Source organism: Corallococcus praedator (genome assembly GCF_003612125.1).
Taxonomy (GTDB): domain Bacteria; phylum Myxococcota; class Myxococcia; order Myxococcales; family Myxococcaceae; genus Corallococcus; species Corallococcus praedator.
On sequence record NZ_RAWI01000056.1, the window covers coordinates 24,784 to 33,605 of the forward strand.

The window sequence follows — 8,822 nt, forward strand, 5'->3', positions numbered from 1 at the left end:
CCGTGGCTCACTTCGGCGCGGGCGGAACCCAGAGCTGTTCGGAAGGCAGTCCCAGCACGCCGGCCGCCGAGGCGTGCAGCGACGCGGACCCAAGCCGTCCCTCGTGCGCGGCCTTGCCCAGCCACTCCTGGATGACGCCGCCGGTGCGCTCGAAGCCGTCGGCCTTGAGGAGTCCGTACAGTCCGGCGGCCAGCACGTGCATGCCGTCGTCGGCCTTGCGCCAGCGCTCGCGTGCCGGGACGGCGACGCCGAGCCGCTCGGTGATGAGCTGCTCCAGCGCTTCGGCGGTGTCCTCGTCGAAGAGGCCTTCGAGCGTGGTGTAGCCGAAGGCCGGATCATGGTCCGCGACAATGCGGGGGAGCAGCGGGTCGCGTCGCAGCACCTCCAGCGCCGCGAGGATGGAGGGATGCGTGGCGTCGAAGGGCGGGTGCAGGATCTCATGCGCCGCGTTCCGGATGATCAGCGCATCGGAGTAGGTCCGGTGCGTCAGGAACCGCTGCCCGATGACCTTGATGCCGTGCGGCTTGGAGAAGTGCAGCAGGTCGATGGTGATGTCCTCCTCCAGGCGGTGGCCCAGCAGCCGCTCCTGTTCGGCGATGACGTCGACTCCGGCCAGCCGCTGTCGAAGCTCCGCCGCGCGCTGCTCCACGAGGTCTCCGAGCACCTCCCGGCGGAACGTGGGGAAGTCGCTCGCGGCCAGCGCTTCGAGCACGCGGGCCAGCTCGGGACGGGCGGTGAGGAACCAGTCCCAGGCCTCGGGCTCCCAGTACGGGCTGGCGCGGAAGCCCGGCAGCAGCCGCGTCTCCGCGTTCGTGAGCGCACCGCGCAGGTCCGCGAGCGTCCCCGTGGGCCCGGCGGAGAACACCAGACAGAGAAAGGGGCCCATCATCCGGTGCTGCGCCTTCGACGAGGCCATGAGCTGCTTGATCAACGGGACGGCGTCCGAGGGAAAGCGCGGGGTGAACCGCGCCAGCTCCTCGGCATAGTAGCGCGCGTAGAAGGACTCCCCGGACAGGGGATTGAGGAAGCAGAGCGCATCCATGCCCTCGGATTCGGCGACCTTCCAGCGGGTGCGGGGAGGGGAAGCGGAGGAGGAGGGCCGAGGGCTTCGGGAAGCGCAGCCCATCGTTGCGGCGAAGGGCAGGGCGAGCAGCGCGGAGAGACAGTCGCGTCGGTTCATGCCTGCGTCGTGTAATCGCTAGCGCCGGGCCATTCTTGGATCCACTTGACCCTCGCGCAGCGGGGCTCCGCGCCGGAGGGCCGCGGGCGTCCGGCCCGTGAGGGCGACGACGTCGCGGGTCATGTGCGCCTGATCGGTGAAACCCAGCGCGAGTGCGAGCTGCGCGAGCGGCAGCGTCGAACGGGGAATCTGTCGCCAGGCCTGGAGCGCGCGCACGTCGGCCCGGTAGCGCTTGGGTGAGACGCCATAGGCCCGCTTGAAGCCGCGAGCCACCGTCTCCACCGCGAGGCCCGTGGTCTCCGCCCATTCCCGGAGCCCCAGCGAGGGATTGTCGCGCAGCGCGGCGGCGAGCAGGTCCGGCCAGTCCCCGGGACCCGTGATGGGCGCCACGGGTGACGAGGCCACGAGGTCCGCCGCCGCCCTCGGGTCCTTCCGCGCCAGCCGCACCACGGCATCCACATCCCGCAGCAGTCCTGCGGCCACATCGGGCGCCGAGGTGGGAAGCGGCAGGTTGAGGACGACGGCCCCGGTGGTGTCGAAGTGGTTCGCGTGCGACTCGAAGGCGCGATGGAACACCACGGAGCCCGCGCGCAGTCGGAAGCGGCCGGAGTCCCCCGCCTCCACATAGCCCCCCGCGACGATGACGGAGGTGTAGCCCGTCACGTGTCGGTGGCGCTCCAGCCGGGTCGCCGCCGTGAAGCGCTGCCGCGTCGCGGGTTGCGTGGCGGTCATCGGCTCGGGCATCGCGGCCTCACGGCTCCTGGGACGGGCGCGGCTTGACCGCTTCTCCGAGGGGCTGGCAAACATAACAGGCCTGCCCGGAAAGGGCAGGTCAGGCCCTTCGCCCCGGAGTCCGCCATGTCGCTCGACCCGTCGACCACCGCCGTGCTGCTGATCGAATACCAGAACGAGTTCGCCACCGAGGGAGGCGTGCTGCACCCGGCGGTGAAGGGCGTGATGGCCGAAACGAAGATGCTCCAGAACACCGAGGCGCTGGTGAGGGCCGCGCGGACGAAGGGCGTGACGGTGATGCACGTGCCCATCTCCTTCGCCGAGGGCTACGGCGAGTTGACCCGGCACCCCTACGGCATCTTGAAGGGCGTGGTCGACGGCAAGGCGTTCGTGAAGGGCAGTTGGGGCGCGCGGATCATCGACTCGCTGGAGCCGCAGAAGGGCGACATCGTGATTGAAGGCAAGCGCGGCCTGGACACCTTCGCCAGCACGAACCTCGACTTCATCCTGCGCAGCAAGGGCATCAAGACGGTGGTGATTGGCGGCTTCCTCACCAACTGCTGTGTCGAGTCCACGATGCGCACCGCGTACGAGCACGGCTACGACGTCATCACCCTCGTCGACTGCACTGCCGCGACCTCATCGGAAGAGCACAAGAGCGCGCTCAAGTATGACTTCCCGATGTTCTCGCGTCCGATGCCGTCCTCGGAAGTGATCGGCATGTTCAAGGCGTAGGGCCCTGTCCGGTGCCGACATGTGAATGATTGGAAGCCCGGCTCCCCTGTCGCGGAGGGCCGGGCTTCAAGCTGTGCAGGCGCCAGAAGTCCGGCCCCTGTCAGTGCCGTGCCCGGCGGGGCTTCCACACCAGTCCCGCCAGGAGCCACCAGCCCAGGACGCCCGGAATCGCGGTGGCGCCACAGCCACAGCCGCCGGATTCGTCCTCCATCCCGTCCGGCACCGTGCCGGCGTCGTGCGTGGTGCCCGCATCCAGCCCGGTGCCCGCGTCCGCGACGGTGCCCGCATCAACCTCGGTGCCTGCGTCCGCGACGGTGCCCGCATCGGCATCAGGGCCCGCGTCCGTTTCGGGTCCAGCATCAATCGCCCCGCCACCATCCGGCTCCGTTCCCGCGTCGGCCGCGACTGGCGACTGGACCCGGAGCTGGAACGTCTGCACCGCATCCGGCGTCTGCCCATTGCTCGCGCGAACGGACACGCTCACGGTCGTTTCAGCCGGGGGCGTCCACGACAGGAGCCCGGACTCAGCGTTCAGCGTCATGCCCTCCGGGGCCTGCTCCAGCGTGAGCACGGGCGTGGGCCGCCCGGCCGCCGTGACGGAATAGGCATAGGGCTCACCGACAGTGGCCTCCGTGACGGGCACGGAGGTGATGACAGGCACCCCGGCGACATCCCGGGCGGTGACGGTGACGGCCCGCGCTTCCATCCCGGGCGCGGATACCGTGAACACCGCGATGTCATCATCACTGTCGGAGTCCCGGGTCGTCGCGACGGTGACGGTCTTCGGCGCCGTACCGTCCTCCGGGGTGAACGTCAGGGTTGCGCCTTCCGTGACGGTCACGTCTTCGCTCCCCGACGTGCGCGCGACGGTGAGCGTCACGGGCGCTGTCGGCGCGTAGGCCAGGGCCACGGTGAAGGAGCCGCCCGTGCCTTCCTCCAGGTCCAGGGAGGTAGCGGAGAGCTGGAGCGCCTGGATTTCATCCTCCGAGGTGCGCACCCGGATGTCCGCTCCGGGAAGGCCCTCCGGGAAACCCTCGTACGTGGTGAAGTAGACCGTACCGTGGTCGACGTCGGCGTCCGCGTCCTGGGCGGCGGAGATCGTCACGAACTGCGGGACGCTCCAGTTGGTTGCGTTGAAGCCGAGCACGCGGCCTTCGCTCACCTGGAAGTCTCCTTCCTCACGCAGCTCCGCGATGACGGTCATCGGCTTGGTGGGGGGCGCGGACAGGGACACCATGATCGTCTTCGTCCCTCCTTCCGGAATGACCAGGTCCTGCGACGACACGATCAAGCCCAGTCCCGGCGGGAGGGGGGTGACCCGGATGATTTGTCCCCAGAAGGACAAGGCATACAGAGCCCCGTCCGGTCCCATCGTCATGTCGGTGAACGGGCCCATGCCGATCAGGAACAGCTCCACCCGGTCCACGGAGCTGTCCGGTCGGAGGACGGCGCGATAGGAATTGCCACTGAAGTCCGCGAAGAAATAGTTGCCCTGGTACTCCGGAGGAAAGAGCGGGCCCTCGCAGAAGGCGCCGCCTACCAGGGCATAGCCCATCCAATCCGTCCTCAAGCTGCCGCCTCCACTCACTGCATCGGGTCCGGGCTGCGCCACCGTGAAGGTGTGGGGCGAGGGGAATCCGGAGATGAACGCGAGCCCGTTGAAGCTCGGATCCCGCACATCGATCAGGTGGAGCCGCGTGCCCTGACGCAGGGAGGAGACAGGGCGCCAGGCGTCCTCCACCGTGAAGGTCACGACGCCATCCTTGCGGACCGCGCCTGTCTCCGTGAATGCATACTCATCCCACCCCGCCGGATTGTAGGTGACCTGCGGCTTCAGGTAGCCCTCGGGTTGGTTGTTCTCGTACAGGGACCAGCCCGCGTGGTCGCCCGGCCCCACCCGGAAGATCTGCTCAGCCCTGTCTCCGGCGACGTTGACCCAGAGATGTGACGTGCCAGGCTGGAAGCGCATCCGGAAGGGATTGCGGAAGCCCCGGGCCCAGATGAGATCGTTGTTGGGGCCGGGGCCGTCGTAGAAGGGGTTGTCCGTGGGGACGGTCCCGTCCTTGTGGACGCGGTTGATCTTCGACGCCATCAGCGTCAGGTCATCGTCGGTTCCCTCTCCTCCCCTGTCTCCTACCCCGAAGTACAGCAGACCGTCAGGACCGAAGGCCAAGCCACCGCCGTTGTGATAGGAGTTGGCGGGGATGTTGTCCACGATGACGGTGCGGTCCATTCCCACGCCCTCGACGTCGGTGTACCGGAGGATCCGGGTGACAGGCCGGATGGCAGGGCCCTCCTGGGTGGCGAAGAAGTAGACGTAGTGATTGTTCGTGAAATCCGGGTCGAAGACGAGGCTCACCAATCCCTGCTCGTTCTCGGTCACCACGTCTTCGGTGATGAAGGGCACCGGCTGCAATACGCCGTTCTGGAAGATGAGGGCCTTACCGTCCTTGAGCGTCACGAAGAGGCGGTTGGAACCGTCCGGAGCCCAGGCCAGCCCTGTCGACTCGCGCAGTGCATTCGACAAGATGTAGTCCTCCATCTCGACGCCATAGGAACCCTGGGCGGGCGGAGGAACGCGGGTCTGCGCTTGGGAGGAGAGAGCTGTCAATAACGTCAGGGCAAGCCAGGGAAGCAATAAGCGCATGCCTCGGACTCTAACCCCTTTCGGTTTCGTCTCCTGTCTTTGAATCGCGGCTCCGGAGCTCCGCCTTGAGGCTGCGGTTCTCGGCTTCCAGCTCCGCGATGCGCTTCTCCAGTCGTTGGAGCGCCTGGGCCACGTCGGAGGCATCGAGCTTCTGGGGAATGTGCTTCGGGCAGTTCACGTCCCAGGCGCTCACCGTGAGGAGGATCACCTGCTCGGGGCGCGCCCGGGGCTCCGTGGGAGCGAACCGGGACAGCAGAGCGTCCGTCGCGGGGACGGCGCGCGCCGTGCCCCAGACCTTGACGCGGCGCTGGTGCGCGTAGTCGATGAGAAAGAGGCAGACCCGATCATTCTCCGACAGGTTGCCCGTCGAGACGTACTGGCGGTTGCCCACGAAGTCGACGAACCCGAGCGTGTGATCATCGAGCGCCTGGATGAAGCCTGGGAGGCCCCCTCGATGCTGGACGTAGGGCTGTCCATCCGCGCTCGCGGTGGCCAGGAACCCCGTGTTCACCTGCGCCAGGAACGCGCGCAGGTCCTCCGTCACCTCGGTCTCGAAGCCCCCGGCGCGCTCCATCCGGGCATACGCGGCCCTGGAGCCGCGCTCGCCCTGCACCTGCTTCACCGCCGGGGAGAAGGCCACATCACTTGAGATGGGTTTCATTGAGAAGAACCTCCAAGCTTCCCAAGGTACGGACCTCCCGCTTCGTCAACAATGGCGCGTCCGTGGTAACAGTATTCCAGGAGGTGGAACAATGGATCGAGTCGGGGAGTGGCGCCTCTTCGTGTCCGTCGCGAGCCTGGGAAGCTTCATCGAGGCGGCCCGCGCCCACTCACGTTCCCCGCAGAGCGTCACCCGCGCCGTCGCCGCGCTGGAGAAGCGGCTGGGCACGCGCCTGCTGAACCGGACCACCCGGTCCGTCTCGCTCACGGGAGAGGGGGAGCGCTACCTCGAGCGCAGCCGCCGGGCGCTGGCGGAGTTCGAGCTGCTCGAAGCGCCCTCGGACGCCCGGGCCGAGCTGCACGGCACGCTGTCCGTGACGGCGTCGGTGCTGTTCGGCCAGCTCCACCTCGTGCCCGTGGTGGCGGAGTTCCTGGAGGCCCATCCCCAACTGGACCTGCGGCTCACCCTGCTCGATCGCGTGGTGTCATTGGCGGAGGAGGGCATCGACCTGGGCGTGCGCATCGGCGCGCTCTCCGACTCGGCGCTGCGGGCCCTCAGGATCGGCCACGTGCGGTCGGTCCTTTGCGCGAGCCCGGCGTACTTGAAACGCGCGGGCGTGCCGAAGGACCCGGAGGCGCTGGCCCGCCACGCCTGCATCGCGTTCACGACCACGACCCCCATCGCGGACCGGTGGTCCTTCCCGAGCGGTGGAAGGCGGGAGCGAGGCGTCGCCGTGCATCCACGGCTGATCGTCAACACGGCCCAGGCGGCCATCGAAGCCGCGCTGGCCGGCGTGGGGCTCGTGCGGGTCCTCTCCTATCAGGTGGACTCGCTGCTCGCGGACAAGCGGCTGCGCGTGGTGCTTGAGCCGTTCGAGCCGGAGCCCGTTCCGGTGCACCTCGTCCACCTGCCGGGCCCCCAGCGTCGCGCGGCGGCGGCCTTCCTGGAGTTCGCCGCCCAGCGACTGCGCAAGCGCATCGGCTCGCGGGCATGACGCACCCGCGCACGCCCACGGGTCTCAAGACGTGTGTGGCAGGGATTGTTGTGATTATTGCTTAATCCGTGCTTGCTGGTTTTTGAGGGTGAGGTGTCCTAGAAAGGTGTGTTGTCCGCCCCGACGCTCCCGTGCCGGGACCGTGGGAAGAAACGCTTCAGGACAAGAGGGGAAACGAGAATGTTCAAGCCAGCGGCAGTCCTCGTGGTGAGCTGTGGCGTGTTGTTGTCCGGCTGCGGTACCGACCTGCCCTCGGAGAACGAGGCGATCCGTTCCAACCTCATCGAAGCCGGGTTTCCGGCCGAGGACATCCGGGTCGTCGACGGTGCCGTGTACCTGGGGCACGACGCCCAGGTGAGCCTTGAGGCGTCCCAGGAGATGCTCCAGCGCGACGAGGGGACCGCGGAGCACTACCGCACGACCAACCTCGTCGGTGCGAGCGTGACGCGGATCTGCATCAATCCCACCGCGGCGTTCAACAGCTACAGCCGGCTGAGCCAGGGGCTCGACCTGGCCATCCAGAACTACAACAGCCTGGGGCTGCGCTTCACCATGACGCGGGGGCCGAGCAGCGCTTGCAACGCGAACATCACCGCGACGACCATGAGCGGGGCCAACGGTTCCTCGGGATACCCCTCGGGCGGCCTTCCCTACGGGACCATCAGCATCGGGACCGGCCTGCAGAGCTACAGCGTGGATGTGAATGAGCACGTCATCACCCACCAGCTGGGCCACACCCTCGGCCTGCGCCACACGGACTTCTTCAACACGGCGGGTTGCGGCGGCAGCGAAGGTTCAGCAGGAGTGGGTGGCATCCTCATTCCCGGGACGCCGACCGTGGACCCTCTGTCCATCATGAACTCCTGCTTCAGTTCGACCGCGACCGGCGAGTTCTCCCAATACGACATCCTCGCGCTGAACTACCTCTACTGAGCGTCCAGGCCCGGTCGCGGGCCGCCTCGCACTACGCGAAGGCGGCGCTGCGCAGGACCATCACGTCGGCGAAGTCCAGGCGCTCCGGCGCGAGGCACAGCGCGCCCTGCGTCACCTGCTCGAGGAAATGCTCTCCGTAGTCGAGGCGCGGGCCCTGGGCGTACACGGTGATGTCCCGGGCCCGCGCGAAGTCCCCGAGCATCCGGGCCACCGCGTGCGCCACCTCTCCCCAGAAGGGGAAGTACAGGTAGAACGCGGTGCCGTCCGACATGTCCACGTCGCGGACATCCGCGTGGATGAACTCCAGGTTCGGCAACGCGAAACGTTCGCCATTGCGGCGCGCGGACTCGACGTATGTCTGTCCATACTCCACGCCCTTGACCCGGGCGGAGGAGCTGGCGGCCACGGTGATGGCGAACTTCCCATTGCCACAGCCAAGGTCGTAGACGGTGTCGCGCGGCCCGGGGCTCGTGATGGACAGGAAGTCGGAGATGCGCCTGGCCCGTGAGGCCATGTTCACCTGACCGAACGGGGGCCGGTCCTGGCCGGTGGTGATGCGCGAAATGCGCAGCAGGCCCTCGAGCCAGTCATCCGCCGCCGTGCTCGCGCGGCCCGTGGACTCGGTGAAGCCCAGTCCCTCCCACTGCTCCCGGAAGCCCGCCGCGGAGAGGTCTCCCGAGCGAAGCTGCCGGGCGACGTCCGCGCCGGTCGCATCCAGCGCTGCGGTCACCACGAGCGCACGCGCCTCCAGCGCCGTCCAGAGCGCCTGGAGCTCCGGGCGCGCCCGCACATCGAGCAGGAGCAGCTCCGGTTCGACGTTCTCTTGAACGAAGGCGAACCGCTCGAGCAGCTCCCACTGCGCGCCCAGGCCCAACGTCCGCGGATCCGATGGGGCGAGGAGAAGCTCGGCGCGCTCGACCCACCAGGGGGAGGCAGGTGG

At 68.2% G+C, this 8,822-nt stretch carries 8 protein-coding genes; 3 read left to right on the forward strand and 5 right to left on the reverse strand.

Annotated elements, in window-relative coordinates:
- Positions 1-7 precede the first annotated feature (7 nt).
- Both D7Y13_RS10310 and D7Y13_RS10315 read right to left on the reverse strand, forming a co-directional pair.
- A complete protein-coding gene (locus D7Y13_RS10310) occupies positions 8-1,180 on the reverse strand; it encodes a hypothetical protein (protein ID WP_147444280.1) in 1,173 nt (390 codons plus the stop codon).
- An 18-nt stretch (positions 1,181-1,198) separates the two neighbouring features.
- Positions 1,199-1,924, reverse strand: coding sequence for a helix-turn-helix domain-containing protein (locus tag D7Y13_RS10315; RefSeq protein ID WP_120583411.1), 726 nt, complete (start codon positions 1,922-1,924; stop codon positions 1,199-1,201).
- A 114-nt stretch (positions 1,925-2,038) separates the two neighbouring features.
- Between D7Y13_RS10315 and D7Y13_RS10320 the strand changes: the two genes are divergently transcribed.
- Positions 2,039-2,647, forward strand: a complete 609-nt coding sequence (locus D7Y13_RS10320; protein ID WP_120583410.1) for a cysteine hydrolase family protein — start codon at positions 2,039-2,041, stop codon at positions 2,645-2,647.
- 100 nt (positions 2,648-2,747) lie between these two features.
- Here the strand turns inward: D7Y13_RS10320 and D7Y13_RS10325 are convergent, their stop codons facing one another.
- Together D7Y13_RS10325 and D7Y13_RS10330 are read right to left on the reverse strand one after the other, a co-directional pair.
- On the reverse strand, positions 2,748-5,174 hold the full coding sequence (locus D7Y13_RS10325) for a PQQ-dependent sugar dehydrogenase (RefSeq protein WP_158620352.1): 2,427 nt from the start codon (positions 5,172-5,174) through the stop codon (positions 2,748-2,750).
- A 130-nt stretch (positions 5,175-5,304) separates the two neighbouring features.
- A complete protein-coding gene (locus D7Y13_RS10330; protein ID WP_120583408.1) occupies positions 5,305-5,955 on the reverse strand; it encodes a pyridoxamine 5'-phosphate oxidase family protein in 651 nt (216 codons plus the stop codon).
- A 91-nt stretch (positions 5,956-6,046) separates the two neighbouring features.
- Here D7Y13_RS10330 and D7Y13_RS10335 point away from each other — a divergent pair, with 91 nt between their 5' ends.
- Both D7Y13_RS10335 and D7Y13_RS10340 read left to right on the forward strand, forming a co-directional pair.
- Positions 6,047-6,949, forward strand: coding sequence for a LysR substrate-binding domain-containing protein (locus tag D7Y13_RS10335; protein ID WP_120532710.1), 903 nt, complete (start codon positions 6,047-6,049; stop codon positions 6,947-6,949).
- A gap of 180 nt (positions 6,950-7,129) precedes the next feature.
- The gene (locus D7Y13_RS10340; RefSeq protein WP_120532709.1) at positions 7,130-7,882 is read left to right on the forward strand and encodes a zinc-dependent metalloprotease; all 753 of its coding nucleotides are present in this window, start codon (positions 7,130-7,132) and stop codon (positions 7,880-7,882) included.
- A 31-nt stretch (positions 7,883-7,913) separates the two neighbouring features.
- On the opposite strand, the gene D7Y13_RS10345 is transcribed toward D7Y13_RS10340, so the two are convergent.
- On the reverse strand, positions 7,914-8,822 hold a 909-nt coding region (locus D7Y13_RS10345), incomplete at its 5' end, for a methyltransferase domain-containing protein (RefSeq protein WP_147452433.1).